Raw genomic sequence first — 23,625 nt, 5'->3', positions numbered from 1 at the left:
TTTTGACAATTGCTCAACGTTCCCCAAGATCTAGCTCTGTCGCTGATTTGGGGGTTCGTCGGTTGCTCATGGCGAGAGGAGGATGCGTCGCCGCAAGAGGTCGAAGTTGGCCCGGCCGTACATCTGTCTTTTCAGCAGTTTGATTCTCGTGACGTTGCCCTCCACAGGCCCTGAACTGTGGGTGGTGTTGAGAGCTGAGAGGATGGCGGCCTGGTTACGGCGCATGCCACGGCCGAGGGCCTGCAGTTCGTGTGGTCCGTCGAGCCGGACATCGGCGAGCCAGACCTCGAAGGCCAGGTGCTCGTTGCGGTGGTCACGCAGGAGGGCGGCCAGGCGGCGGGCGTACTCGGTGGTCGAGGCCAGGGCGGGGCAGCGTTCGCACAGGTCGGTCAAGAGCTTGCGTTCGGTGTCCGTGAGGTGCTCGGGGCGACGCATGATCCAGTCGGTGACGCGGCGGACGGTCCGCAGGGGCAGCGGGGCTTGTGCCGGGATCGCCCCGGTGCGATAGGGCCGGAGATGACGGCGGACGGTGTTGACGTCACCGCGGTAACCCAGCTGCTGGATTTCACGCGCGAGGGCAGAGGCGTTGGTGCAGCTCTCCAGCCAGCGATGATGCAGGTAGAGACGGTAGTCATCCATCAGGCTGGGGCGGTGGGTGGCCGCAGCGAGGAGTTCTTCGACATCGGCGGTCCGCGCGAACCGGGCCACGGTGCCCCGGCTGAGACCGAGTTCACGGGCGACGGCACGCATGCTGTCGCCCGGTTCCATGCGTTCGTGAATCTGCTGATACCGCTCGCGGGTCCGTGACACCAGCGGACGGGGCCGCCCATGGATGTCGAGTTCACGTTGGGCAGCTGCTGCGGCGGGCGGTGTGCCGACGGGAACCGCGAGAGGCTCGCACGACTGCGCACGGTGCCGTCCGACGATGCGTTCGACTGCCTCGGCGAGATTGTGCATCAGATGCCAGATGTCGGCCACCTGTCTGGCCTGAGGTGCTCCTGCACAGGCTCCGTCGCGGAAGGGCCCGGCCCGATCGCGGCAGATGACCCGCACCTCGGGATGACCGCGCAGCCAGGCCGCGAAGGTTTCGGCCCTCCGGTCGGCAAGAACGTCAACGGGACGACGGGTGGTCATGTTGATCAAGATCGTCGCGTAGGTCCTGCGGCGGCGCAGGGCGAACTCGTCGACGCCGAGGACCGGGACGGGGCCCGGCTCCGGGTCGGGTAGAGCGCGGAGCTGCCGGAGCAGAGTGTCGTTGCAGGTCGTGATGGACATTCGCTTGGACAGTCGGGTTCCCGGGCGGGCACCCAGGAACAGCGCCACGTCGGTGAGCAGGGTGGTGAGGGACTGCGTCCGGCGGGCGTGGTGGCGCGTCGGGCCCGGTATCTGCTCGGTGAATGTCCGATGGGCGCAAGAGGCGTTCTCGCAGACGAGGCGCCGTGCCCGCAGCCCTATCCGCACGCGCCGGCCGACGACGGGACGGTCGGCCAGGCACCGCTCGTAGTAGCAGTGCACCCGTGATGATCTTTGCTCGCACTCGGGACAGGCGGCCGACACAGCCCGAGACCGTACGGCGACACACACTTCGAGATCCGTGAGCACCAGCCGGTCGACCTCCACATCCACACCCGGGAAGAGGAGATCAGCCACACGCACCGCTTCGTCCACACCCAGATGGTTCCCATCCGCCCAACGACGACAGTCACCCCCAAATCAGCGACAGAGCCCAAGATGGTGCTGTAGGGGGTGTCGGGCTTGTCGCTGTCGCCGGTGCCGCGGTAGTCGAGCGTGAGGGTGCTGCGAGCGGGATGGAAGTCGGCGCGAATCGAGTCCCACCAGTGGTGGTTGTTGGCCTGGCCCGCCAGCAGCACCAGCGGCGTCCTCTGGCCCTGGAGCTGGTAGGCGATGCGAGTTCCGTCCGGTGTCATCGCGTGCGTCATCGGCTTCCTCGCTCCCACGTGGGATCTATCCGGGCCTGAGTGGGCGGTGAAGCCGGGGCGACCGTCTTGGTGTGCTTCGTCGCCACCAGCCGTGCAGGGCAACCTCATGGCTGCCGGTACACAAGGGCGGCAGATGGCCCGCGCGGTCGGTTGCTGGAAGAAGTACCGGCCCGGCCCTCAGACACCCGCTGCCACCGCGGCGCCCAGCCCAAGCAGGACGACGCCGGTCGTCACACTGAGCCCCCGCAGGACCGTCGGCCGTGAGACCAAGGCGCGCCCTCGGCCGACGGCCCAGGTGAGCAACAGGTACCAAGAGGCACTGACGAGCGCCCACAGAGCTCCCAGGGCGACGGTCGACAGGAACACCGGGCCCTTCGCCGTCACGAATTGGGGCAGCACCGAGACGGCGAACACGCCGGCCTTCGGGTTGCCGAGGTTGGTGCTCAGGCCGGTGAGGTATCCGCCCGCGAAGCCGGTGCGGCGCCCGCCCTCGCGGGGCGGACGGGTGGAGACGGTGGTGAGCGCGGTCCGCAGCGTGTTCACCCCGAGGATCATCAGCACGATGCCGCCTGCGATCCGAAGTACCGCGTACGCGCGCGGGCTGGCCAGCAGGACAGCGGACAGCCCGGCCGCGGCGGCCGTGGACCACAGCAGGAAGCCGGTGGCGTTGCCCGCGAGCGTGCCTCGGACTGTGCGTTGCCCGCCTTCCAGAACCTGCCGGATCATCATGGCTGTACTCGCGCCTGGCAGCATCGCCAGCAGCAATGTGGTGGCGATGAAAACGGGCACATGCGTAGGCATGAGGTAAGAACCCTTCCAGGGATCGCGGCCGATGGGTGCACCACCAGGCTTCCTCTCCCGTACTCGTAAGAGAAGTTAAAAGAGAAGGGTGCAGCGTTAGGATTAGTGAATGGTGGTGGACCCGGGACAGCTCCGGCTTCTCGTGTTGATCGAGCGGCACGGCTCCTTGACGGCGGCGGCTCACGCCCTCCAGCTCACGCCCGCGGCGGTCACACAGCAGGTGGTCAAGGCCGAGCGCGACTGGCAGGTGCCCCTGGTCATCCGTGGTCCTCGCGGAGCAACACTCACTGCGGCCGGTGCGCTGCTCGCCTCCCACGGTCGAACCGTGGAGGAGGCGTCGGACAAGGCCGAGGCGCAACTGGCCGCACTGCTCGGTCACCTCTCCCTACGGCTGCGGATCGGAACGTTCCAGGCGGCTGCCCTGCACCTGCTGCCACCCGCCCTGACGGCCCTGCGGCACCGCCATCCGGACGCCGACGTCTCCGTCGTAGACGTGGTGTCCGGACGCGGAGCGGACGAGATCAGCGCAGGGCGCCTGGACCTCGCCATCGTCGCGTCCTGGGGCACACCGCTCGCGCCGCCCCCGCACCTACGCGCTCACCCGCTCCTGATGGACCCGATGGTCGTGGTTCTACCCGACGACCACCCACTGGCCACCGGGCAGCCCGCGGACAGCGAACTGCGCCTAAAACAACTGCGCGACGAATCGTGGGTTTCCATCCTGGCCGGCCACGCCGCCCGGGAACAGTTCCACGACGCTGCCCGCGAGGCCGGCTTCACTCCCACCGTGCGGTTCGAGACCGAGTCCTACGACGTTGTCCAGGCCCTCGTCGGCACAGGCAGCGCTGTGGCTTTGGTATCGCGCCTGGCCCTGACCCGTGCGCCCGGCACCACCCATCGCGAACTGGCCCGCCCCAGGCCCTACCGCCAGCTCTACGCCCTGACCAAAGCCGACGCCAGCCTCACACCACTCGCAGACATGCTCATCGACCTCCTACGTGATGTCGCCCGCGACATCACCGCCACCTGGGAGGCTCCCCTGCAAGAAGAACAACGCTCATCGGACTCACCGCACGGAGGCTGAAAAGCCCCCGGTTCTGAAACGACACCGCCTGGTCGATGGTCGGCCGGCCCCGCCAGCCGGCCATCGACGTCGGCAGCTGGCTCGGCGTCGGCCCCGCCGTAGCCGGAGCCCGGGGGTGGTCGAAGCCACGGCAGTCGGCTTCGACCACCCCGCCGCGTCGTCGGCGCTTCACCTGGAGGCTGCGGGCTGCGGTTCATCCGTCCCCTGGCCGGGGATGGGCGCGGCGGGGCCGAGATCGAGACGGCTGTTCATGCCGAGCTCGAACCGTCCGTACGGATTCACATGCGTCTAGAACAGCGGTGACAAGCCCCGGCGGTCCGCGTCGGTGAGCTTGTCCGCCCACCTCGGGTCCGTGCTGCATCAGGAGGGTGTTGACGTGGACCAGGGCGGACTGGAGAAGGTGCAGCGCGAGCATGCTGACCTCCTGGGACTCCTTGTCCGAACTGGCCAGGTCGCCGTCCTCGCCGTAGAAGAGGTCCTTGTTCGCGGAGTTCCAGTTCTCCACGACCTGGAGGCCCTCGTGGATCTCCTGGCGCATCTCGACGTCCGCGAGGTAGTCGCAGACGAACGAGGTGCGCACCGCGCGGCCCAGCTCCTCGATCGCCCGGTACGTCGGATGCTTGGGCCCGCTCCGGGTGAAGCGCCGCAGGACCTGCTCGGCCTCGGCGGTGCCCAGGTGCAGGGCGGTGGTGTACTTCACGATCTGGTCGTACTGCTGGGCGATCAGGTCCCAGTCGATCGTCTTGGTGGAGAGCACCGGGCCCAGGTTCGGCCACTGGTCGTCCTCACCGCCGGCCGGCCGGTACAGCTTCGCGGAGCCGATGTTCTTCGGCCGGGGCATCAGCTTGAAGTCGAGCATGTGGGCGAAGGCGAAGCCGACGATGGGGGCGCCGTGCGTGTCGGTGTACTGCCGGTCGATCTCCACGTCCGTGCAGTGCCGCAGCACGTGAAGGGTGTCAATATTCCAATTAGGCTGCTGAGCTGGGCGTTTCGTGTGGGTGGTGAGGCAGTTGGGGTGACATGGTGTGGTACTCGTTGATCAGTCCGCCAAGTACCTGTCGGCGCCTGACCGCGGCAGCGGGCAGGGGGATGACGTTCGGGTCGTCGTCGGGGGCGTGTAGGTCGAGGCTTCGGTGGGCCCGTCCCGTGTTGTAGTGCTCGGCGTACTGGTTGAGGACCGTGCGCAGGTGTCGTTCGCCGGTGATGAGGAGTCGGTCGGTGCATTCGGTGCGGGCTGTGCGTATCCATCGTTCGGCGAATGCGTTGGACCGTGGGCTTTGCGGCGGGGTCGGGATGACGGCTGTGCCGTTGCTGGCGAAGACGGCGTCGAACGCGGTGGTGAACTTGCTGTCCCGGTCCCGGATGAGGAACCGGAAGTACCCAGCGCTGTCGCCGAGGTCCATGAGCAGATTGCGCGCGAGCTGAGTGATCCATGCGCCGGTCGGGCGGGGGTGACACCCAAGACGTGGACGCGCCGGGTCTTGATCTCCATGACGAAGAAGACATAGAGACGTCTGAGGAGACGGTCTCTACGTGCATGAAATCGCAAGCCAGAAGCGTGTGGGCCTGCGAACGGAGGAAGGAGCGCCAGGTCTGCCGGGAGGCGCGCTGCGGTGCAGGTGGCAGGCCGGAGCGGCGAAGGAGGCGCCGGATCGTGGCGGCGGCGACCCGATGGCCAAGCCGTCGCAGTTCACCTTGGATCCTGACGTATCCCCAGGTCGGGTTCTCTCGCGCCAGGCGCTGGATGAGCGCGACTGTCTCTTCCGGCAATGGTGGACGACCGGATCTGACCGCCGTCTGGCGCCACTTCCAGCGCACCAGACGGCGGTGCCAGGTCAGCAGCGTGCCCGGGGTGACCAGCCGATGGCGGCGCAAGGCGGATGGCAGGTGCCGTGCGAGAGCGGAGAGCACGGCGCGATCAGCCCATGAGAGCTTTGGCCGCTTGATCTGCCGGCGCAGCACGGCGACCTCATGGCGAAGGGCAAGGATCTCGGCGTTGTTCGCGGCGGTCGAGCGGCCCAGCAACAGGAAGCAGCCCAGTAGTCGACAGAAGATCAGGTAGAGCAGTCGCAGACCCACGATCACTGATCATGCCCATACTTGAGCGATCGCAAAGCCCCAGGTCAACCACCGTAGGGCAATAAAGACACCCTTCAGGCTCGGCCTGCCCTCTCCGATTCCGTTGTGTGGGCTGCGACCACTTCTCCACCGACGTCTCCTACCTCCCCGACCTGCGTACCTACCTCGACGACCTCCTGCTGCAGCGGGAGAAACTGCGGTCGATGGCCGAGGCGGACGACTGGGCCCGAGCCGAGGCCATGCCCTCGGACGCGGAGATCACCCGCATCCGACGTCTGATCCAGCGCGTCACCGAGGACGTCGAGACGCTCACCGAAGCCGAACGCGCCGAGATCCAGCGGGCTGCCCAGGTCGTCCGCCGGATGCGGCAGAACTTCCTCGGCATGCCCCGCATCCGCCAGCCCCTGCCCGACCTTCGACCGGAGCGACCCGCATGACCGCACCCGACCCCACCGTCCAGGCGATGATCGAGGGACGCCGGGCCGACACGGGACGACGGCGCCGGCGTGTGCTCACCGCGCTGACCCAGGCCGCAAAGGACGGATCGGACATCAGCGTCGCAGCGATCGCCCGCCGCGCCGGCGTCGACCGCACCTTCCTCTACCGCCACCGCGACCTGCTCGGGCAAATCCACGCCCGGGCCGCCGAGCCGCCCACCACCCCCGGAGGCCGCGGCCCCGCCGTGAGCAGAGCCTCCCTGCAAGCCGATCTGCTGGCCGCCGACGCCCGGACCGCCCGGCTCGCCGCCCAGGTCCGCCGCCTCGAAGCCCGCCTCAGCGAAGCCTTGGGCGAGTAGGTCTGGCGCGAGTCCGGCATCGGCGGCCCCGAGGACACCGAGCAGTTCAAGGCCCGGATCACCACCCTCGAACAACAGGTGATCGACTTGGAGCTGAAACTCCCGGAGCGGGACGACGATCTTGCCGCCGCCCGCGCCGCGAACCGCGAGCTGATGGCCCGGCTCAACCGCCACACAGATTGATGAAGAAGGCCGTGAGCAGCTGATCCCAGGGGGCGCCCGAGGCGGTGACAGTGGCACTGCCTCGGGCGTTCACTGGAGGTATGGCCACTTACGACGCTAGCTCCGTAAAACGGCCTCGCCGCACAAAAGCGCAGGTGGAGGCCCTACGGGAGGCGATCTGCGAGCTGGTGGCGGCGGCACAGCCGTGCAGTGTCCGCCACGTCTACTACCTCGGCATCGGGCCTCTGTGGGACAAGGACACCGGCCACTCCCGCCGCGACTACTCCGTCGTCGTCCGCGAGGTCGGCCACCTGCGGGAGACAGGGCGACTGCCCTGGGGGTGGATCACCGACGGCACCCGCATGGTCCGCCAGGAGACCCAGTACGACTCGCTCGACGACGCCATGCAGCGCAACACGGAGACCTACCGGCGCAACCTGTGGGCCTCGCAGTCCCGCCGCGTCGAGGTCTGGTGCGAAAGCGACTCGGTCGGTGGCGTACTCCTGCCCGTCACCTCCGCCTGGGGCGTGGGCCTGTACTCCTGCCGCGGCCAGTCCTCCAAGACCTTCGTCTACGAAGCGGTTCGCTTCGGGCGAGGGTGAGTTTCGTCGACGAGGTCAGCGAGACAGTCCAGCTGGCCCGGACGTCGCGTCGCTTCTTCGATCCGCCCGACAGGGATCAGGCCGTCGAGGACGTCGACGACGAACTGGGACGCGGGGCATGGCTTCGAACTCGTCTCGTGAGTCGTCGTTCAGCACCGTGTGCGTATCAGGTGACGGATGCTCAGCGATGGCTGGGCCCGCCGGTCAGTCGATGCCTTCGATGATGCGGAAGTCGCGCTCGACGCCGTCGGGGAGGGCCGCCAGCGCCTTCTGGTATGCCTCGCTCTCGTATGCCGCGACGGCCTGTTCAAAGCTGTCGAACTCGATCAGAACGACGCGTTGCGTGATTCCGGCCTCGTGGGCGACGACTCGACCGCCACGGGACAGGAGGCGCCCGCCCCCAGCCTGGACAGCCGGACGGGCCAGCTTGTCGTAGGCAGTCAGCCTCTCAGGGTCGGAAATGGCGGGGTAGACACTGACCCAGTAGCCCTTAGCCATGGAAACCTCCTGTGTTCGGCCGGACACGTCCGACTTCGAATTGACACTCAGATCGATCGATCCCGGCGACGGGTACTGCGGTCAGTGGAATCGTCATATGCGCAGGTTAGGGCTTGATGTGCCGTCGAGGGAAAGACCGGTACGGGATAGACTCAGAACGGATCGTTATCAATCGGCAGGGAGGGCACGTGGCGCCGGATACGGTGAGCCTGCGGTACTTCCTGGTGCTGGCACAGGAGTTGAACTTCACCCGCGCGGCCGCACGGATCGGTATCGCACAGCCCGCACTCAGCGCCCGGATGCGCCGATTGGAGGCGGAACTCGGTACGGCCCTGCTGGTCCGCAACACGCGTAGCGTCGTATTGACCACGGCCGGTGCGGCTTTGGCGGAGTCCGCGCCGCCCGCGCTGGCGGCGCTGGACCGGGCATGGGACACCGCCCAAAGCGCGGCGGCCGGTGAACTGGGCACGCTGCGCATCGGATACAGCCTCAGCGCCGGGGCCGAGACGGCACCGGCCCTGGTGGACAGGCTGATTCGCGGCAACAGCGGACTCGAGGTCGGCGCGGTCCCGATGGCGACACCGGAGATCTCCCCCGCGGTCGCCGACGGCCGCATCGATGCCGGGATCACCCGCGGTGAACAGCCGGGCCGTGGCGTGCGCCGGTTCCTGCTGCGGCGTGAGCGCGTCGGGGTCCAGCTGGCGCAGCACCATCCGCTGGCCGAACACCCGGAGATCGAGATCGCCGACGCGGCCGCGTATCCGCTGCGACTCCCGGACCGTGCGGCCAACCCCGTGATCCACGATCAGCTGTCCGCACTGTTCCGAGACACCCGACCACACCCCCGATTCCACACGCCCGCAGTCTCTTTCGACATGTCTCAGCGCGACCTGCGCGACGGGGTCACCCTCGCCCCGGCCGGAGAAGCCGCGGTCACGGCACAACCGGCCGGTCTCACCTGGCGACCGCTGCGAGGCGCGCCCAGCCTGACGATCCACCTGGTCCTCCCACGCGAGCAGTCGCCGCTACACCGCCGCATCCGTGCCGTCGCCAAAACCCTGGCGCACGAGCTGCACTGGCTGCCGGACTGACGCGCAAGAGGTCAAGCGAGACGGACGCCTGCGGTGGCGAGGCCGAAGACCTTGCGCCCGGCGGACTTCGCGGTGATGACGACGGCGGTCTTGCTGAATGTCCGACACGACCTCGCTACGCCGGCGGATCAGCATCCGATGATGGCCCCGGGTCCGGTCCGAGTCGTACACCGCGGCGACGTCCTCGCCCAGCCCGAGATCTCGGCGGATACCGCGCCTTCGCCGACGCCGAACCGGACAAGCACGGGTAACCGGCGGGAACGCCCGCCGTCAACGGCGTCCATGACGTCGGTCAATGCTTAACGCCAACCACTGTTCCATTGCTCCCCGAGGCCGGAGAGCCCCGCGGGTTCACGGAAACTGAAGCCTGCTCAGTGGGAACTCGCGGGTCAGTCCGTGTGCATCAGCTGAAGGCATCCGTGGGTTCGGTGGGAACTTAGAGGTGGGCTGCGAGACGGCGAGCCTCTGCCGTGACCTCTGCATCGACCTGTGCCGCTGTCTTGTCTCCGTATTCGAGGGTGTCGTACTCGTCGTCGAGTTCGGCGAGCCGTTCGGTCAGGGCCAGCTCGTGTCCGTGGCGCTGGTGGATCCGGAAGGTGAACTCCCGAGGTGTCAGCTCGCCGGCGAGCATGCGACGTGCCAGGGCTCGCGCGGCGGCTTCCTGGCCGGCTTCACTGGCAACTGGATAGAAGGTGAGGCCGAGCTCTTCGAGTGCCTCGGGGAGCAATGCGTGCACGTCGTAGTCCGCCTCAGCACGCGTGCAGGCTGCCAGGATACGAAGCCCGGGGCTGTCGAGCCCGGCGACGAGCGCATCACAGGCGGCATTGACGATGTCGCTCGCCCGCGCGTCTCCCATGCTCCAGAGGGCGGCATGATCCTGGAGGGCACTTGCTGCTGCTTCAGTCGACGTCACCCATCCATCATTCCCTTCGCGGGATGTCCCGGTCGAGCTGATTTCGTCGAAGCTGCTGTTCAGCGGCCTGTTCCAGTAGAGATCGTGCGGAGTCCGCGTAGCGCATCGCGGTCTTCTCATCGAGACCGAACACCTCGGCGAGGTGGAGTGGATCGGGCCCGTGGGTCAGGGCCTCTTCAAGTTGCCGGTCAACGCGGAGTCGCTCCAGCGTCGCGTCCTGCCCGCGCATCGAAGCACTGATCCAGTGGTTGCTGGCGCGGCTGGTCTTGGTGGCGGTCTGGTTGTTGATCAGCAGGTGGAGGTTCGCGGTGTTCGGCCACCGGTTTCGCCGGTGCTCCAGCCACTCCAGCAGCAGTTTCAGAGTGAGGTCGTCGAGCGGGCGGACGCGTCCGGCGATGGTCAGCCGGCGGTTGCCGAGGTCGACGTCGTCGAGCATGAGCGTGCCGATCTGGGCGACCCGGGCGGCGTGCACCGCGGCGAGGGCGAGGATGAGCCGCGTCGCTGGGGTGGTGGCCGCCGCGACGGAGCGGTCGACCTCGGCGGGGGCGAGCGGTTGCAGTACGGCGTACTCGTACTGTCCGACCTTGATCCGGATGGTCGGGTTGCGGAAGATCAGCCCGTTCCGTTTGGCCCAGATGAACAGCGAACGCAGGGCGACGAGTTGGTCGTGCCGCTGGCGGCCGTGCAGTGTCTTGAGGTAGGCGAGGACGTCGTCGCGGGTGACTTCCCGCAGGTGGTCGTAACGGTTCGACCATTCCAGCAGGGCCGGACGGACTCGGTTGAGGTAGAGCCAGACCGTGCCTTCCCGTCGCGGGAGGCTGCGGGGGCCACCATCGCGCAGGACGCGGGTCCAGCGCTCGGTCTCCGAGCGGATGGCGGGTGCGAGTCCCTCCAGACGCTCGGCGAGCCAGCCCTCGAAGGAGGGTTCGCTGTCGTCCTCGAAGATCCCCATCTCCTCCAGGACCGTGACGACGTGGCCGAACCGCAGGTCCAGGGCCCGCAGCGGGGCGAAGATCTCCGTGTGCCGAATGACGTCGCCCTCGACGTAGCCGGTGAGGACGAGGGCCAGGCCGCGGTTGACAGCGAAGCGGATGCCGCGTCCCCAGCCACGGGCCTCGGCGAGCTGGTAGGCGAGGTACTTCGCCCAGGCCAGCCAGGGGCTGGCCAGGTCGGCGTCGGCCGGGTCGAGACGTCCGTAGTCACGCGGGACCTGCCCGAACAGCGGTAGCTGTCTCCAGTCGGCGCTCGGCCGCCAGGCCGGCGCGGGTGGAGGTTTCCGGACGGCTCCCCGCCCCCCTCCGCGTCGCGCGACGACGGGCGCGGATCCTCTGCGGTAGTGCAAGCCCATGAAGAACAGTTGGTGGTGCCGGACGGCGTTGAGCCGGGCTCTCACGTCGGCCTCGGCGGGCGGGCGACCGGCAGAGGCCTTGGCGTGGAGCCGGGCCTGGCACCAGCACAGACGGCAGTAGCCCCACTTCAGCGGCTGAATGCGACGGCAGTCCGCGCAGGCGGCCGTCTCGTGGCTGCGGCCGAACATGTAGCAGGCAGGACAGAGTCGTCCGCTGAAGTCACCCCAGGCCAGGCAGCCGTCGCAGGAGTCGGTGGGCTTGCGGTAGCCCTTCGGATACCGGCTCATGCAGGCGGCAGCGACCGGCCGTCGCGGCGCTTGGGTACCACCACCGGAACCGGTGCGGCGGCGCCGACAGCGGTTCGGGTGATGTTCTCCTCGCCGGGGCGGGTGACCTTCTGCGGTTCCGGGATCAGCAGGTCGCTGATCTCGCAGCCGAGCACGACGCAGATGACATCCAGGTCGTCCAGTTTGAGGGAGACCGGCTGGCCGGACCACAGTCCGGACATCTTCCCGGCCGAGATCACCAGGCCGTGCTCGGCCAGGCTCCGCTGGAGCTCGGACGCCTTCCAGATACCCTTGTTCGCGGCGGTCAGCCGCAGGTTCCACCTCATCGGGCCAGTCCTTCCAGCCGCTTCGCGGCCCGTTCCATCCCGGCAGCCCAGGCGTCCTCGACCCGGGTCTGCTGCACGTGGATATACCGCATCGTGGTGGCGATCCAGGAATGTCCCAAAACCTCCTGGATTGCGAGCAGGTCCAGCCCATTCCCATAGAGTTGGGACGCGCAGAAATGCCGTAGGACGTGCGGCGTCAACTTGTCCATCCAGCCCGGCAGATGAGCCTCGACGGCGTTGTCGAGACCGTTGCGCAGGGCGTCATCGCCGACCCGGCGGGCGGAACCGTCAGCGTTCTTCCGCTCGCTCGGGAACAGCGGGGCGCCGGGCCGGGTGTGATCGTCGTCGAACTGGCCCCACACGTCCTCGATGAACCACCGCAGCGTCCGGTCGGCACCGTTGATCAGCGGCACCATCCGCTCACGAGGCCCCGAGCCGCGGGCGCCCTTGCCGTGGCGGACGTGGAGCTTGCCGAAGCGGCCCAGGTCCCACTTGATGTCGTCCAGGTCGAGGCCGCATGTCTCGCTCACCCGTAGGCCGACCTGGGCGGGCGCCCAGTGCTCACGTCACACGAACCCGGGAACCCTTCACCGGGCCGCCGCCAGGCGCTCCGGGAGCCGCGTGATCGCGGCGGCCACGGCGAACCCGAGTGTGACGCCGACGGCGGCGGCGATGGTCTTTGCCCAAGCCGCGCCGAGGGAGCCGGGCAGGACGGCGCTGGTGAGCCAGCTCGCGCCCGACAGGATCGCCACTGCGGCCAGCGCGGCCGGCCAGCGGTGCCGTACCCCTTCGATGATGTCGTCGACGACATTCAAGAGGAGCATCATCGCCATGATGTAGGAGCCGCCGAACTCATCGTCCCAACCCACCGCGGTAACCCCGGCCCCGAAGGCAAGCACCGAAAGACAGAGCCCTATCACCCGCCAGCAGGGAGTCGGTTGCTTCCGACTCGCACCACGCGGGATCCAGAAGAACCGCGTGATGCGCTGGACGACCGTGTACTTCTGCATGGCCCGCGTCCTGTCTCCCCGTGGCCGGCTCCTGTCGGCGCTCAAGAGTGGGACGCACGAGATCGCGCAGCGGTTGTGGAGTCTCACTGCGAATCAGCGCGGGCACGGTCGCCCTCACGACCGCGGCAGGAGCGCGGCTATTGGTGGCGCCAGTGGTCGTGGACCTGCTGCATGTCTGCCTCGAGGACGTCACGCAGATCGTCGTCGTCATCGGGCAGGTCCAGGCCCAGCGTGCTGGCGACCTTGCGGTAGGACGTCAACTGGCGACCTCGTGTAATCAGGAGTCGCGTATTCCTCAGTTGCTGAAGGCTCGTGGTCACCGTGAGTGGTGGTCGCCGGGGGCCTTCGCAGACCCCGGGCCCTCGCTCCCCGCGACACCGACCGGCGCGGCAAGGAGGAGGGGGTGCGGCCAGTGCGCGCCGGACGGCACCGCGGCTCGTGCGCCATCGCCAGGAACGGCACGGGGGTGTCGCACGACGACGGAGAAGCCGTTACTTGGTCCTGCCGTGCTCGAAATCCGTCCCTGAATAATGGGACTTCGTGCTGTGCGGGGGCCTCGTTCGTGACATACTCGCTGCGCGCTCCGCATCCCCCGTCGGAGCGACGGATCGACACCGGGCAGCTCCTCCCGTGAAGATCTGGCGTCGCCACCAAGGGGCCTTTTTTTTTCCCAAAAACAAGCCGAGGAGATGATCCATGAGCAATGAACCCAAGCCCCGCAGGCGCTGGACCGCGCCGGAGAAATGGCAGGTCTGGCTGGGCCTGCTCGGTTTACTGACGGCGGTCACCGGGTGCGTGGAAGGGTTCGTCAGGTAGCGCATCCACCCCAGTGAGACGGTCGCGGCCGGCACTGCGCATGCAGAGAGCCCGGTCGATATGTGGGCGACCGGGCTCATGAACTGCAAATTGAGGGGCCTGGCTCTGGCAGGAGCTGGGCCCCTCGTCATGTGCGGCCACAGGGCCGCACTACCGTCCGAGACCCTACGCGTCGCCGTGACGGCGCATCAACCGTCGGTGCACGCCGAGGTCCTCGCAGAACGGGCGGTGCGGCGGGACGGACGCGAGCCGCTTGGGCTCGCCGCCGCGATCTCCCTGATGATGACCGAGCGCGGCATGGTCGCCCCGGCCGCCGGCGGCAACGTCCTCGCCCTTCTCTGCACCAAGTCGGCACTGCGGTTGCCCGACCGGCTACCGCTTGATGCGGCCGCGGACGGCGAGGGCCGCCAGGCCGAGTAGTACAGGTTCGAAAAGTCGGGATGCCATCTCAGTGAGTGGTGTGCATCGTGAAGTTGCTGGTCATGGGTCTGGTGTGAGGGTCGGGAGAGCTGCTCGCGCTGGTCGCCGGCCGGTGCCCATGGCGGAGATCGTCTGACTTGTCGTTCGGGGCCGTGCTCGGGTTCTGCTGACTTGCCGCTCGCTGCGGAGTTGGCCGAGCAGTTGCAGGAGGTCCAGGCCGAGAGGGAGGGGCTCGTGATCGCCGAGCGGGTCCTGAACCGGCTAGCCGAGCAGGATCGCGCCGCGGCAGAGGCCGCCGCGGCCGTGGCCCCGGCGCCCGCCCGGGAGGGGGCTGACCCAAAAAGAAGCCTGCCTGCGGCTGGGCGAAGAAGCCGAGTCCCGCCGGCCAAGCCGGCCTACGAGGAAGGCTCGGGGCCGTCGTCGCCGAACTGCCGGTGTCGGGTCATCGAGCGGTGAGGACGTGCGCCCACGGCTCATCGATGTCGGCCAGGCCCAGCACGGCGGCCACGTTGTCGAGCATGCCGGCGCCGAACCAGCGCCGTACGGCGTCGTCGTCGCCCAGCAGTTGCCGGACGGTGTCGACCTGCTTGGCGTAGCACCGGCGTACGGCCTGTGCCACCAGCGGCTCGCCGGCGGCACAGTTCGCGTGCATGAGGAAACGCAGGATGTTCCGGTCCGCGACGAGCGCGGAGTAGGCGCCGCGTGCGGCATCCAACGCCGCCTCGGGCGCCGGCTTGGCCCCACCCGAGGCCGGTGAGTGCGCGACCAGTGTTTCGGTCATGACGACGGACACGTGGTCGACCGCCGCCGCGAACAGTGCTTCCTTGTTCGGGTACAGGCGGTAGAGATACGGCTGTGAGATGCCGGCCCACTGGGCGATCTCGTGTGTCGTCGTACCGTAGAAACCTTTTTGCGCGAAGCAGTCGACCGCGGCGGCCATGATGGTCCGACGTCGTTCGTCGCTCTTCGTGCTGGTGCCGGGGGCGGGCATGGGCGTCAGTTAAACACGGCTCCTTTCAGCTTCCAAAAGTCACGCTGAGGTCAGGGTCGGACGGCACGTCGTCGGGTGTGAGCGCCTCGATCGCCACCAGCGGGTTCCAGTAGTCCAGGTAGTGGGTGATGCGCGCGTTGTCATCGGTCCGGACGACGGAGATGCACGTCTGCTCGTACGGCTTGCCGGTCGGCAGCGCAGTGCCCTTCGAGCGGAATTCGGCGATCACCAGACTCGGGTCGACGGTGTCGTGGAAGACCAGGTCGACGAACTCGACGTCGAAGGTCTCGGGAAAGTTGCTCATGTGCGCGCGCAGTGCGTCTCGCCCCGTTACCCGCTGGGGCACGCCGGCCGGCGCGTACGGGAACTCGAGCACCGCGTCCGGGGCGAACAGCTCCACCCATTCGTCGGTGCGTCCTGCGGCGGTAAGGCGCAGGTGCTCGGCCAGGGCGTGCTGGGCAGCGGCGCGGCGGTTGGCGTCGTCTTCCTTGACTGTCATCTTCACTCCTACGTTAGTGGTCGACCTATAACCTACCACGCTGCGAGCCGTTGCGAGTAGTCGAGCAGAGGTAGCGCCAGGGGATCCCGGTCCGGTTCACGTACAGGATGGCGTCAGGGAAACGCCCCTGCAGTGGCGGGCGGCGCCCCGGTACTACCAGCGCCCGTCACGCTTCGGTGAAGATCGTCGGTCACCGGGAGACTTCGCGGTTCGTAAGGACCAGCAGGGCCCTGACCAGGGCGGTCGCCCATTTGGGGTCAGTGCGGAGCCTGCCGAGCACGCGCCAGTTCTTGAGGTGGGCGAATCCGTGCTCGACCGGGGCCCGGACGGCCGCCAGTGCCTTGTTGGACAGCTTCTGTCCCCGTGTCAGGGGCCGGTTCCGGGTGGCCTTGTAGCCGGTGATCACTGCCGGGTCGATGTCCGGGCCGCTGTCGTCAAGTCCGACGAATCCCAGGTCGGCGATGGCGCCGAGCCCGGCCGCCCGGAGTCGGGCGGTGAGCTCGTCGTGACGGCAGGCGGTGATCTCCGAGGTCCGTCCGGGCCGGGTCGCCGAGACCCAGAGCAGCCGGCCCCTGTCGTCGGTAAGCGCGATCACGAGCAGACCATGGCACTTGTGCTTGCCCAGTAGTTCTTCCGGTTCGCCGTGCCGGTGCGCCGCCGGGTGTGGATCAGCGTGCCGGGACCGCTGTGGCGGTGGGGTGGGGACGGTTCCGCCGGGCGGCGAAGCAGGTGCTGGTGTCGGCGGTGCTGGAAGCGGGGTGTGCCGGGCTGGGGGAGGGGCGGTCGGCGGTGGCTGGGCGAGTGTGATGCCAGCGGGCAGGATGGCACCGGTGTCCCGCGCGAGACTGCCGCGTTCCTCGTTCTCCTCTTGCCGTTGCTGGTAGGAACAGGCGCGGCTCAGGGGAAGACGAGCTGGTTCGGCGTGGTCCTGGTCGTCGACGTTCCCAGGTGGTGGCGTAACCCGGAGGACGACCTGCCCGCCGACTTCGAGGACAACCGGGACGTCCACTACGCCGCCCTGGGCCAGCCGCAGGACGCCGGCGAGTTCATCACCGCCCTGCAAGGCAAGCTGCGGACCTCGGTACACCACCGCCCTGCGCCTGGGCACCGCCGAGGCCGAGCAGGTCCTGCGCCGCTTCACCCGAGGCGGTCCCAAGCACCCCACCTACCAGGCGATCGAGGAACTCGGGCGGGCGGTGCGTACATCGTTCATCTGCGACTACCTCGCCGATGTCGAGATGCGCCAGGAGATCCACGAGGGCTTGCAGGTCGTGGAGAACTGGAACTCAGCGAACAAGGACCTCTTCCACGGCAAGGATGGCGACCCGGTCGGACAGGATAAGGAGTCTCAGGAAGTTTCCATGCTGGCCTTGCATCTGCTCCAGTCCGCCCTGGTCCACGTCAACACGCTGCTGGTGCAGCAGGTCCTCGCTGATCCGAAGTGGGCAGAGAAGCTCACCGATGCGGACCGGCGGGCACTGTCCCCGCTGTTCTGGACCCACGTCAACCCATACGGACGGTTCGAGCTGGACATGAACAGTCGTCTGGACCTGGACCTGGCCGTCGCGGTAACGGTGCCCGGCCCTCGCCGTGCGCAGGACGTGGTCGCCTCTGCGCCGGTGTGACATCGGCGGACGTCGACAGCGGACCGCCCTTCACCTCACCGGCCTGACAGGGTGCTCGGACGGGTCCGTGACGTGCGGAGCCGTTCGACACCGGTCTTCAGAAGGCAACTCGCCGCTTCAGGCATCGACAGCGAGAGTCTCATGAGCGTGGGCACCCGCGCCTACGTCTCGGCTCTGGACCGTTGCGGCTGCATGGTGCAGTTCAGTGAGCACCGTCCGTACGGCTCGCCGTGCGGCACGTTCGGGGCGGTGGAGCACATCGATATGGCGTCGGGTGTGCACGCCGCTGAGCGGTCTGAGGATCAGTGCGGGGTGCGGACGTGTAGTCCAGCGTGGCATCAGGGCCAGGCCGCCTCCGGCGGCTACGGCTTCGGCGACCACCGCGAATTCGTTGATGCGATGGACGATGTTGAGCCGTCGGTTCGCGGCGGTCGCGATGGCGTCGATGGTGGCCATCAGCGGGAAGCCGTCGTGAACGGTGATCCAGGGTTGATCGGCGACGTCTCGCGGGGTGAGGCGTCGTTTGGCGGCCAAGGGGTGGTCGGCCGGCAGGGCGATGTCGAGCGGTTCACGCAGCAGCGTACTGGCGGTGACCGTAGTCGGCCACGGTGGCGCTTGGTCGAGACGGTGGGCGAGTACGAGGTCGTAGTCCCGGGTCAGTCGCGGGAAATGGTCCTGCGCGACGTCCTCGTCGGCGAGCGAGAGCTGCGGGCGTCCGGGGCCAGCCTGGGCAAGCAGCAGTAGTGGGAAGAATGCCGCGGCCGCGCTGTGGAAAGCCGCCACCGACACACCCGCGTCCGGCCGGTCGACGAACTCCTCGATGGTGTGCCGTGCCCTGGCCAGCGCGGTCTCCACCTCGATCGCCGCACTGGCCAGGGCTTGCCCGGCATCGGTGAGCACCAACCGCCGTCCGTCACGCTCGGTGAGTGGGACCGGGATCGAGCGTTGCAGCAGCCGTAGCTGTTGGGAGATTGCCGAGGGAGTCATCAACAACGCCTCGGCGGTCGCGGTGACGCTTCCCAGCTCGCCGAGCTCCCGCAAGATCTGCAACTGCCGTTCATTCACCCTCTCAGTGTAGTGATGCTTCAGGATTTTTGAAGAACCTCGCCCTTGGCTTCAGGGTGGAAGCAATGCAGCGTAAGGGGGTGTTCCACGCCCGCCGCACTGACGCAGTGCTTCTCCTTGTCGCCATCGTCTGGGGCTCCAGCTACCTGGCCGCGAAGACGGCCACCTACGCCCTGCCCGTCCTGATGGTGCTGTTCGCACGGTATGCGATCTCCGCGATCGCTTGCCTCGCCCTCGTCGCCGCCCGCCGCCGGAATGGGCGCTACACGCGAGACGAGGTGCGTGTTGGGTCCCTCTTGGGGGTCACCCAGGCTGCTGTCCTGGTTCTCGAGACGTACGGCGTCGCGCACACCAGCGCGGCCAATGCCGGCCTGATCATCAGCCTCACCATCGTGCTCACCCCCCTGCTGGACCGCACGGCAAGCAACGGCCGGCTGCCCCCGCGCTTCTTCGCCGCCACAGGCGTGTGCCTGCTGGCCGTCACACTGCTCATGTCCGGCAGCGGCTTCCAGACTCCCCGGATCGGCGACCTGCTGATGGTCGCCGCCGCGGTGGTGCGCGCAGTGCACGTTGCGCTCGTGGGGCGACTGACGAAGGGCCGCGTTGTCCGGCCCTTGCACCTCACGGCCGTCCAGACGGTTGTCGGCTCGGCGCTATTCGCCGTGCCGGCCTCAAGTGGCCTGCCGAGGCTGACTCAGGTCGATGCCGCGGTCTGGAGCCAGCTCGTCTATCTCGCCCTGTTCTGCAGCGTGTTCGCCTTCCTCGCCCAGACCTGGGCGGTACAGAACAGCTCCGCAAGCCGGGCAAGTCTGCTACTAGGCACCGAACCGGTCTGGGCCGTCGCGGTCGGCATCGGCCTCGGCGGCGAAAAGTTCTCCACCCTCGCCGCCCTCGGGGCGGCGCTCATGGTCACCGGAACGTACTGGGGACAGAGCATCGAACGCACCCACCGCACGACCAACAAAGAGGAGCCCCCATGCCGGACAACGACACCTACCAGCGTCTGATCAACCTGCTCGACAGCACCGCAACCGTGTACAAGCTCATTGACCACGAACCGGAAGGCACAACCGCAACGGTCAGCGCACTGCGCGGACACCCGGTGTCGGAAGCCGCGAAATGCCTCATCCTGATCGTCAAGATCGACCGGCGAGTCACTCGCTACGTGCTCGCGGTCGTCCCCGGCGACCGGCGTGTGGACCTCAACGCCATCCGCACGCTGTTCGCAGCCCGCTACGTCGGTTTCTGCGACGCAGCCACGGCCGAGCGACTGGCCCACGCCGTCCCCGGCACTGTCCTGCCCTTCAGCTTCGACCCCGAACTTGAACTCGTCGCAGACCCGGACGTCATTGCCCAGCCCTGCCTCTACTTCAACGCTGCCCGCCTTGACCGCTCGCTGGCCATCTCCGGCGCGGACTACACCAGGCTCGCCAAGCCGCGCGTCGAGCGCATTACCAGTCCGGGCTCGAACTGACGCACTTCACGGCCCGCTGATCCGGTCCCCATCCCGACGGGGGGGGCTGTCCCTCTCATAAACGACCCTTTCCCGGAGCAAGATCAAGAGCGGTCCGCGATGACGGTCTGCAACCCGGATCCGCTGTCACAACTCGTTCTCACTCAAAAGCGGGTTGAGGTCCATTCTGGGAAATGTTTGTGACGGTATCCGAGGTCATGACGGTCCCTCAAACCGCACTCGCGTCCGATGCCGACGATGTCGAGCGCCATCCCTGCTCCCGCTGTCACGCATCGCCAGGTTCGCCCTGTCGCTCGCGGTCCGGCGCGGTCGCCGGCACCTACCACACCGGCCGCTTCACGAAGGTACCCCGGCTCGCCAAGCTCCTGCGCGTACCGACCCCCGCGGACCGCGGTCCCGGACAGCCGTGGCGGCCCGGCACCCTCCTCCCGGCACCGATCGACCCCGACACCCCGACCGCGGACATCCGCATCGGATACGCCAGGTGCTCCAGCCTCACCCAGGAACTCCAGTCGCAGTTGGACGCGCTCGCAGCGAAGAACATCCCCCGGGACAAGATCTTCGCGGAGAAGATCAGCACCCGGGTACGGGTCCGTCCACAGTTCGAGGCCGCGCTTGCCGCCGCTCGCGAGATCAAGGCCCACGCCCCGCACTGCCGCGTGATCTTCACAGTGAACGAGATGAAACGGCTCGGGCGCGACGCAGCAGAGCTGACCGCGCTCGCTGACCGTCTCACCGCGCACGGACTGGTGTTGGAGATGCTCGCTGGACCTCTGACCGGGATCTACGACCCCACCGGACCCGGCCGCCTGCTGTTCGGCTTCTTCGCCGCGATGGCCGAGACCGAGCGCGAGAACATCCGCGAGGCCACCCTCGAAGGACTCGATGCAGCCTCCCGCAAGGGGAAGCACGGCGGCCGGCCGCCCGTCATCACCGACGACATGCTGCACACCGTGCTCCGCCGCCGCGCGAACGGCGAGACTGTCGAGCAGATCCAGCCCGACCTGCTGATCCCCACCGGCCGCCGCAAAGGTCAGAACCCCAGCCTTTCAAGCATCTACCGGGCACTCGCCGAACACGAGAAGGCCCAGGCATACCCCGAGGCCATCGAGCAGGCCCACACCGACTTCGCCGCGTTGACGGCTACGGACGACATCGCCCGGCCCCGCCCGGCCCGCACTGTTACCTCCGGCATCGAGTGACCAGATCCGAAGACCGTGCCCAATGTAAACAGCAACTACTGAGCGTTACGTGACGGGTGGCGGCAGCTATACGAGAACACGGCCTACCTGCGTGCGGTGGTGGCCGCGCTTGGCCCGGATGCCGGATCCACGAGCGGGTTCACCTGGCCGGACCGGTACCTGACCGACCCGGAAGTGGCGCTCTGCATCGGCCTGAGCGGCACGCACGTGCTCTTCTGGAACCCGTTCGCCAGCGGGTGGTTCTGCGACCGGGTCGACTCGGAGGACCACATGCTCGACCAGGCCCACCAGCTCATCGAGGGGGCGGTAGTTCCCCGACCCGACGGTGTGGTGGCCGCGGCTCGGCTCCAGTATCTGGTGCGGCTCGACGAGCTGCCGCTGCGCGCGGCGGAGACCGTGGTACCGGCTGGGACCCGGCTCACCCCCGCCCAGCAGGTTGCAGTGGACCGCGGGGCCCTTACTGAGGACGTCGCGCGACGCCTGGCCGTCTACGCGGCGGAGGAAGCGACGCTCGCCCGTACGTGACCGGCACGGGCTGGGACTGGTGAGCTCGCATGTTGAGGTGTCGCGTATTCCGGACGGATGCGGGCCGCCGTCACTCTGCGTCAACCGCGGATGCGAGCTCACCAGTCCCGAGGCCGTAGTAGAAGGGCGAGGGCCCGTCGATCCCTGCCGGCTCCAGGAACAGCCCCTCGTAGTGCTGCAGCGGCTCCATGCCGAAGTCGACCTCCGGGGCCGTCCCCTCCTCCTTAAAACTGCCGAGAAGAAGCTGCGTCCAGCGCTGCTCGACAGCCGACCACACCACCAGGTGCGAGGGCGCGAAGAACACCCACATGGCGTCGATCTCGTCTGGCAGCGTCGGGGCAGTCAAGGCGTGCGCGATCACCAGGTCGAGACATTCCACGTAGGGCCGGTCGAGAAAGTGGGACACGATGAATACCACCCGCGCCCTGTCGGGCGAGGACTTGTCCCGCAACTGCTTCGCGGCATTGGCGATCATCGACTGGGCCGCCTCGACGACATGCAGGGCGTTGGCACGTTCGGCGACAGCGTGGACGCCCCGGATCAAGGCGTTGAACGCCTGGTCGGGCTCGGCGAGTTCACCGCCCAGCCGGGTGGCGAAGACCCCGCAGGCGGGGCCGTTTGACCTGATCGCGGATGGCGAGTGTCCCGATATGCGGCGAGCACGGCGCCTGTGGATCATGGAGTTTTCCACGCTTCAAGATCCGCAAGGTTGCCGTGCTCGTTGCTCTATCTTCCTTCATGCCCGGGGTGCCGTGTCAGTTCGTCGCGAGTCGGCCGGGGACAGCGGAGCGAGGAGGCGTCATGGACGGCGGTGAGTGGCTGGCGGCGGTGATGGTCCACCCATCAGCACTGGCCTCGGGCTTTCGTGCGCCCAGCAGAGCAGGAGGTGAGGTTGTAGAAATCCGGTGTCCCGAGACTCCGCCAGGGCCGACAATGATCGTATGACTGATGTCGCGATCGCTGACCACAAACCTCGGCTCGCGGTCCTCACCGGGGCTGGTATCTCCGCCCCATCGGGGCTGCCCGTCTACCGGGGCGGCAACGGCATGTGGGACCGCAACCCGGACACCGCGAAGTTCACCACCGCGTCCCGCTGGCACGGCAAAGCCCAACAGTCGTGGGACCACTGGAACGAACTACGTCGCGCCTCATACACCGCCCAACCCAACCCGGCGCACCAGGCGTTGGTCGCTGCCGAAGCCCACTTCGACGTGCACATCGCCACCCAGAACATCGACGGGCTCCACACCCGGGCGGGATCCACGAACGTCACCGAACTCCACGGCAGCGTGTTCCGCACCCGCTGCTCCGGGAAGGCATGCCACGCCCGCCACGGTGCCTGGTTTGATGAGAACCTCCACGAAACCGTGCCCACCTGCCCGCGCTGCGGGCGCGTTGCCCGCCTTGACGTCGTCCTGTTCGGAGAGCAACTCCCCGCCAGGAAGATGCGCGCCTCGATCGACGCTGCCCGCCACGCTGACGTGTGGATCGCCGTCGGCACTTCCGGGACGGTGTTTCCCGCCGCCGGGCTCATCGACTTCTGCCGTCCCGGCACGGTCCGGGTACTCGTCAACGCCCAACCATGGACCGACAACGCTTCGACGTTCGAGCGGGAAGTGCTCGGCGACGCCTCCACCGTTCTGGGTGATGTGCTCCGCGAACTGCACGCTGCTGCCCTCCGGTAGCTGAAGTCTTCTCGGCAACGTAACGGTTGCGGTGTGTGATCATGCCGGACGGCGGGATGGTGACTCGGCGTCAGACATGAGTGAAGCCCCTGGTAGGAACGTTCTGCGAAGATCACGTTCCGTACAACCAGAGGCTCCACGTGGCATCCAGTGTCACCTACACCGCCGTGCTCGATGTCCGCAGGGCAACCGCCGAGCACCTCGCGAAGCTGCTGTGCGGCCACCGCGAGCAGCCCGGGACCCGCAAGGGCACTCGCGTGCTGGGCGTCTTCAAACAGGCGGTGCTCGTGCTGCGCTGGTTCGTCGACGGTACCCGGCTGGTTCAACTCGCCAGGGACAACGGCATCTCGGTACCGACCTGTCGGGCTCGAAAAGTCATCGCTGC

The 23,625-nt window shown here is 67.8% G+C and carries 28 protein-coding genes and 3 pseudogenes; 13 read left to right on the top strand and 18 right to left on the bottom strand.

Translation table 11 applies throughout. The annotated features are described in order from the left end of the window. Positions 1-66: 66 nt before the first annotated feature. The 3 genes and pseudogenes from CCN51_RS09080 to CCN51_RS09070 all read right to left on the bottom strand — a co-directional run bounded on the left by CCN51_RS09080 (position 67) and on the right by CCN51_RS09070 (position 2,741). Positions 67-1,584, bottom strand: a complete 1,518-nt coding sequence (locus CCN51_RS09080) for an ISL3 family transposase (RefSeq protein ID WP_264349593.1) — start codon at positions 1,582-1,584, stop codon at positions 67-69. A gap of 149 nt (positions 1,585-1,733) precedes the next feature. After that, positions 1,734-1,940, bottom strand: a pseudogene (locus CCN51_RS57110) (alpha/beta fold hydrolase); the annotation flags it as partial. A gap of 177 nt (positions 1,941-2,117) precedes the next feature. Next, positions 2,118-2,741, bottom strand: a complete 624-nt coding sequence (locus CCN51_RS09070) for a LysE family translocator (protein WP_043486183.1) — start codon at positions 2,739-2,741, stop codon at positions 2,118-2,120. Between the two features lie 109 nt (positions 2,742-2,850). Between CCN51_RS09070 and CCN51_RS09065 the strand changes: the two genes are divergently transcribed. Further along, complete coding sequence (locus CCN51_RS09065) at positions 2,851-3,825, top strand: LysR family transcriptional regulator (RefSeq protein ID WP_014173817.1); 975 nt, start codon at positions 2,851-2,853, stop codon at positions 3,823-3,825. Positions 3,826-4,018: 193 nt separating this feature from the next. Here CCN51_RS09065 and CCN51_RS09060 read toward each other — a convergent pair whose 3' ends face one another. From CCN51_RS09060 to CCN51_RS57105, 3 genes and pseudogenes are all read right to left on the bottom strand, one after another. Further along, positions 4,019-4,771 carry a Tn3 family transposase gene (locus CCN51_RS09060; protein ID WP_014173818.1) on the bottom strand — a complete coding sequence of 251 codons (753 nt, stop codon included), beginning with the start codon at positions 4,769-4,771 and terminating at the stop codon, positions 4,019-4,021. A gap of 22 nt (positions 4,772-4,793) precedes the next feature. Further along, positions 4,794-5,228, bottom strand: coding sequence for an integrase core domain-containing protein (locus tag CCN51_RS56350; protein WP_211303212.1), 435 nt, complete (start codon positions 5,226-5,228; stop codon positions 4,794-4,796). Between the two features lie 280 nt (positions 5,229-5,508). Continuing rightward, positions 5,509-5,643: pseudogene (locus CCN51_RS57105) on the bottom strand (integrase); the annotation flags it as partial. Between the two features lie 368 nt (positions 5,644-6,011). Between CCN51_RS57105 and CCN51_RS09050 the strand changes: the two are divergent. From CCN51_RS09050 to CCN51_RS09040, 3 genes are all read left to right on the top strand, one after another. Beyond that, complete coding sequence (locus tag CCN51_RS09050; protein WP_014173820.1) at positions 6,012-6,341, top strand: hypothetical protein; 330 nt, start codon at positions 6,012-6,014, stop codon at positions 6,339-6,341. Beyond that, a complete protein-coding gene (locus CCN51_RS57100; protein ID WP_014173821.1) occupies positions 6,338-6,700 on the top strand; it encodes a DUF6262 family protein in 363 nt (120 codons plus the stop codon). The genes CCN51_RS09050 and CCN51_RS57100 overlap by 4 nt, the downstream gene beginning before the upstream one ends. Before the next feature lie 317 nt (positions 6,701-7,017). Continuing rightward, the gene (locus CCN51_RS09040; RefSeq protein ID WP_014173823.1) at positions 7,018-7,464 is read left to right on the top strand and encodes a hypothetical protein; all 447 of its coding nucleotides are present in this window, start codon (positions 7,018-7,020) and stop codon (positions 7,462-7,464) included. 204 nt (positions 7,465-7,668) lie between these two features. Here the strand turns inward: CCN51_RS09040 and CCN51_RS09035 are convergent, their stop codons facing one another. Continuing rightward, positions 7,669-7,962 (bottom strand): DUF1330 domain-containing protein, encoded by a 294-nt coding sequence (locus CCN51_RS09035; protein WP_014173824.1) that lies wholly within the window; start codon positions 7,960-7,962, stop codon positions 7,669-7,671. Between the two features lie 188 nt (positions 7,963-8,150). On the opposite strand from CCN51_RS09035, the gene CCN51_RS09030 reads away from it, so the two are divergent. After that, entirely contained in the window at positions 8,151-9,053 is a 903-nt protein-coding gene (locus tag CCN51_RS09030; protein ID WP_014173825.1) for a LysR family transcriptional regulator, read from the top strand. Between the two features lie 436 nt (positions 9,054-9,489). Here the strand turns inward: CCN51_RS09030 and CCN51_RS09020 are convergent, their stop codons facing one another. From CCN51_RS09020 to CCN51_RS59165, 6 genes are all read right to left on the bottom strand, one after another. Then, positions 9,490-9,966, bottom strand: a complete 477-nt coding sequence (locus tag CCN51_RS09020; RefSeq protein WP_106436309.1) for a hypothetical protein — start codon at positions 9,964-9,966, stop codon at positions 9,490-9,492. 7 nt (positions 9,967-9,973) lie between these two features. Beyond that, on the bottom strand, positions 9,974-11,602 hold the full coding sequence (locus CCN51_RS09015) for a hypothetical protein (protein ID WP_014173827.1): 1,629 nt from the start codon (positions 11,600-11,602) through the stop codon (positions 9,974-9,976). Next, complete coding sequence (locus CCN51_RS09010; RefSeq protein WP_014173828.1) at positions 11,599-11,928, bottom strand: helix-turn-helix domain-containing protein; 330 nt, start codon at positions 11,926-11,928, stop codon at positions 11,599-11,601. Before CCN51_RS09010 ends, CCN51_RS09015 begins: the two co-directional genes overlap by 4 nt. Continuing rightward, positions 11,925-12,458: a tyrosine-type recombinase/integrase gene (locus CCN51_RS09005; RefSeq protein WP_014173829.1), complete on the bottom strand. Its 534-nt coding sequence runs from the start codon at positions 12,456-12,458 to the stop codon at positions 11,925-11,927. Before CCN51_RS09005 ends, CCN51_RS09010 begins: the two co-directional genes overlap by 4 nt. 57 nt (positions 12,459-12,515) lie before the next feature. After that, positions 12,516-12,938 (bottom strand): hypothetical protein, encoded by a 423-nt coding sequence (locus tag CCN51_RS09000; RefSeq protein ID WP_014173830.1) that lies wholly within the window; start codon positions 12,936-12,938, stop codon positions 12,516-12,518. Positions 12,939-13,075: 137 nt separating this feature from the next. Next, complete coding sequence (locus tag CCN51_RS59165) at positions 13,076-13,198, bottom strand: hypothetical protein (RefSeq protein WP_014173831.1); 123 nt, start codon at positions 13,196-13,198, stop codon at positions 13,076-13,078. Positions 13,199-13,931: 733 nt separating this feature from the next. Here CCN51_RS59165 and CCN51_RS56340 point away from each other — a divergent pair. Next, positions 13,932-14,174, top strand: a complete 243-nt coding sequence (locus CCN51_RS56340) for a hypothetical protein (RefSeq protein WP_193383691.1) — start codon at positions 13,932-13,934, stop codon at positions 14,172-14,174. A gap of 442 nt (positions 14,175-14,616) precedes the next feature. Here CCN51_RS56340 and CCN51_RS08985 read toward each other — a convergent pair whose 3' ends face one another. The 3 genes from CCN51_RS08985 to CCN51_RS59870 all read right to left on the bottom strand — a co-directional run bounded on the left by CCN51_RS08985 (position 14,617) and on the right by CCN51_RS59870 (position 16,754). Continuing rightward, on the bottom strand, positions 14,617-15,165 hold the full coding sequence (locus CCN51_RS08985) for a TetR/AcrR family transcriptional regulator (protein ID WP_014173834.1): 549 nt from the start codon (positions 15,163-15,165) through the stop codon (positions 14,617-14,619). Between the two features lie 25 nt (positions 15,166-15,190). Beyond that, positions 15,191-15,664 carry a nuclear transport factor 2 family protein gene (locus tag CCN51_RS08980; RefSeq protein ID WP_014173835.1) on the bottom strand — a complete coding sequence of 158 codons (474 nt, stop codon included), beginning with the start codon at positions 15,662-15,664 and terminating at the stop codon, positions 15,191-15,193. 190 nt (positions 15,665-15,854) lie between these two features. Next, the gene (locus CCN51_RS59870) at positions 15,855-16,754 is read right to left on the bottom strand and encodes a transposase family protein (RefSeq protein WP_238545288.1); all 900 of its coding nucleotides are present in this window, start codon (positions 16,752-16,754) and stop codon (positions 15,855-15,857) included. 4 nt (positions 16,755-16,758) lie between these two features. Between CCN51_RS59870 and CCN51_RS08970 the strand changes: the two genes are divergently transcribed. Further along, complete coding sequence (locus tag CCN51_RS08970; protein WP_342749363.1) at positions 16,759-17,289, top strand: Tn3 family transposase; 531 nt, start codon at positions 16,759-16,761, stop codon at positions 17,287-17,289. Between the two features lie 117 nt (positions 17,290-17,406). Here CCN51_RS08970 and CCN51_RS08965 read toward each other — a convergent pair whose 3' ends face one another. Further along, positions 17,407-18,354 carry a LysR family transcriptional regulator gene (locus CCN51_RS08965; protein ID WP_055413852.1) on the bottom strand — a complete coding sequence of 316 codons (948 nt, stop codon included), beginning with the start codon at positions 18,352-18,354 and terminating at the stop codon, positions 17,407-17,409. Positions 18,355-18,419: 65 nt separating this feature from the next. Between CCN51_RS08965 and CCN51_RS08960 the strand changes: the two genes are divergently transcribed. From CCN51_RS08960 to CCN51_RS08945, 4 genes are all read left to right on the top strand, one after another. Continuing rightward, positions 18,420-19,361: a DMT family transporter gene (locus CCN51_RS08960; RefSeq protein WP_014173839.1), complete on the top strand. Its 942-nt coding sequence runs from the start codon at positions 18,420-18,422 to the stop codon at positions 19,359-19,361. After that, entirely contained in the window at positions 19,331-19,828 is a 498-nt protein-coding gene (locus CCN51_RS08955) for a YbaK/EbsC family protein (RefSeq protein WP_014173840.1), read from the top strand. The genes CCN51_RS08960 and CCN51_RS08955 overlap by 31 nt, the downstream gene beginning before the upstream one ends. Before the next feature lie 197 nt (positions 19,829-20,025). Further along, positions 20,026-21,030, top strand: a complete 1,005-nt coding sequence (locus CCN51_RS08950) for a recombinase family protein (protein WP_043488997.1) — start codon at positions 20,026-20,028, stop codon at positions 21,028-21,030. A gap of 96 nt (positions 21,031-21,126) precedes the next feature. After that, positions 21,127-21,555, top strand: coding sequence for a hypothetical protein (locus CCN51_RS08945; RefSeq protein ID WP_014173842.1), 429 nt, complete (start codon positions 21,127-21,129; stop codon positions 21,553-21,555). 70 nt (positions 21,556-21,625) lie between these two features. Here CCN51_RS08945 and CCN51_RS08940 read toward each other — a convergent pair whose 3' ends face one another. Continuing rightward, on the bottom strand, positions 21,626-22,234 hold the full coding sequence (locus tag CCN51_RS08940; RefSeq protein ID WP_014173843.1) for a hypothetical protein: 609 nt from the start codon (positions 22,232-22,234) through the stop codon (positions 21,626-21,628). 262 nt (positions 22,235-22,496) lie between these two features. On the opposite strand from CCN51_RS08940, the gene CCN51_RS08935 reads away from it, so the two are divergent. Together CCN51_RS08935 and CCN51_RS08930 are read left to right on the top strand one after the other, a co-directional pair. Beyond that, a complete protein-coding gene (locus CCN51_RS08935; RefSeq protein WP_014173844.1) occupies positions 22,497-23,240 on the top strand; it encodes a Sir2 family NAD-dependent protein deacetylase in 744 nt (247 codons plus the stop codon). Between the two features lie 140 nt (positions 23,241-23,380). Next, positions 23,381-23,599 (top strand): annotated as a pseudogene (locus CCN51_RS08930) (IS5/IS1182 family transposase); the annotation flags it as partial. Between the last annotated feature and the right edge of the window lie 26 nt (positions 23,600-23,625).

Origin of the sequence: Streptomyces milbemycinicus, from assembly GCF_002154605.1 — a bacterium.
Taxonomy (GTDB): Bacteria; Actinomycetota; Actinomycetes; order Streptomycetales; family Streptomycetaceae; genus Streptomyces; species Streptomyces milbemycinicus.
The sequence above is the reverse complement of the archived record's forward strand: the minus strand, read 5'-3'. Positions and strand labels throughout refer to the sequence as shown.

What these genes read in the sequence shown, in the direction of transcription:
- CCN51_RS56350 (WP_211303212.1), bottom strand. Translation starts at nt 5,228, where the DNA reads ATGGACCTCGGCGACAGCGCTGGGTACTTCCGGTTCCTCATCCGGGAC.
- CCN51_RS09010 (WP_014173828.1), bottom strand. Translation starts at nt 11,928, where the DNA reads ATGAGGTGGAACCTGCGGCTGACCGCCGCGAACAAGGGTATCTGGAAG.
- CCN51_RS08935 (WP_014173844.1), top strand. Translation starts at nt 22,497, where the DNA reads ATGACTGATGTCGCGATCGCTGACCACAAACCTCGGCTCGCGGTCCTC.
- CCN51_RS09070 (WP_043486183.1), bottom strand. Translation starts at nt 2,741, where the DNA reads ATGCCTACGCATGTGCCCGTTTTCATCGCCACCACATTGCTGCTGGCG.
- CCN51_RS08960 (WP_014173839.1), top strand. Translation starts at nt 18,420, where the DNA reads ATGCAGCGTAAGGGGGTGTTCCACGCCCGCCGCACTGACGCAGTGCTT.
- CCN51_RS08985 (WP_014173834.1), bottom strand. Translation starts at nt 15,165, where the DNA reads ATGCCCGCCCCCGGCACCAGCACGAAGAGCGACGAACGACGTCGGACC.
- CCN51_RS09015 (WP_014173827.1), bottom strand. Translation starts at nt 11,602, where the DNA reads ATGAGCCGGTATCCGAAGGGCTACCGCAAGCCCACCGACTCCTGCGAC.
- CCN51_RS08955 (WP_014173840.1), top strand. Translation starts at nt 19,331, where the DNA reads ATGCCGGACAACGACACCTACCAGCGTCTGATCAACCTGCTCGACAGC.
- CCN51_RS08940 (WP_014173843.1), bottom strand. Translation starts at nt 22,234, where the DNA reads ATGATCCACAGGCGCCGTGCTCGCCGCATATCGGGACACTCGCCATCC.
- CCN51_RS09035 (WP_014173824.1), bottom strand. Translation starts at nt 7,962, where the DNA reads ATGGCTAAGGGCTACTGGGTCAGTGTCTACCCCGCCATTTCCGACCCT.
- CCN51_RS09000 (WP_014173830.1), bottom strand. Translation starts at nt 12,938, where the DNA reads ATGCAGAAGTACACGGTCGTCCAGCGCATCACGCGGTTCTTCTGGATC.
- CCN51_RS08950 (WP_043488997.1), top strand. Translation starts at nt 20,026, where the DNA reads ATGACGGTCCCTCAAACCGCACTCGCGTCCGATGCCGACGATGTCGAG.
- CCN51_RS08980 (WP_014173835.1), bottom strand. Translation starts at nt 15,664, where the DNA reads ATGACAGTCAAGGAAGACGACGCCAACCGCCGCGCCGCTGCCCAGCAC.
- CCN51_RS09065 (WP_014173817.1), top strand. Translation starts at nt 2,851, where the DNA reads ATGGTGGTGGACCCGGGACAGCTCCGGCTTCTCGTGTTGATCGAGCGG.
- CCN51_RS57100 (WP_014173821.1), top strand. Translation starts at nt 6,338, where the DNA reads ATGACCGCACCCGACCCCACCGTCCAGGCGATGATCGAGGGACGCCGG.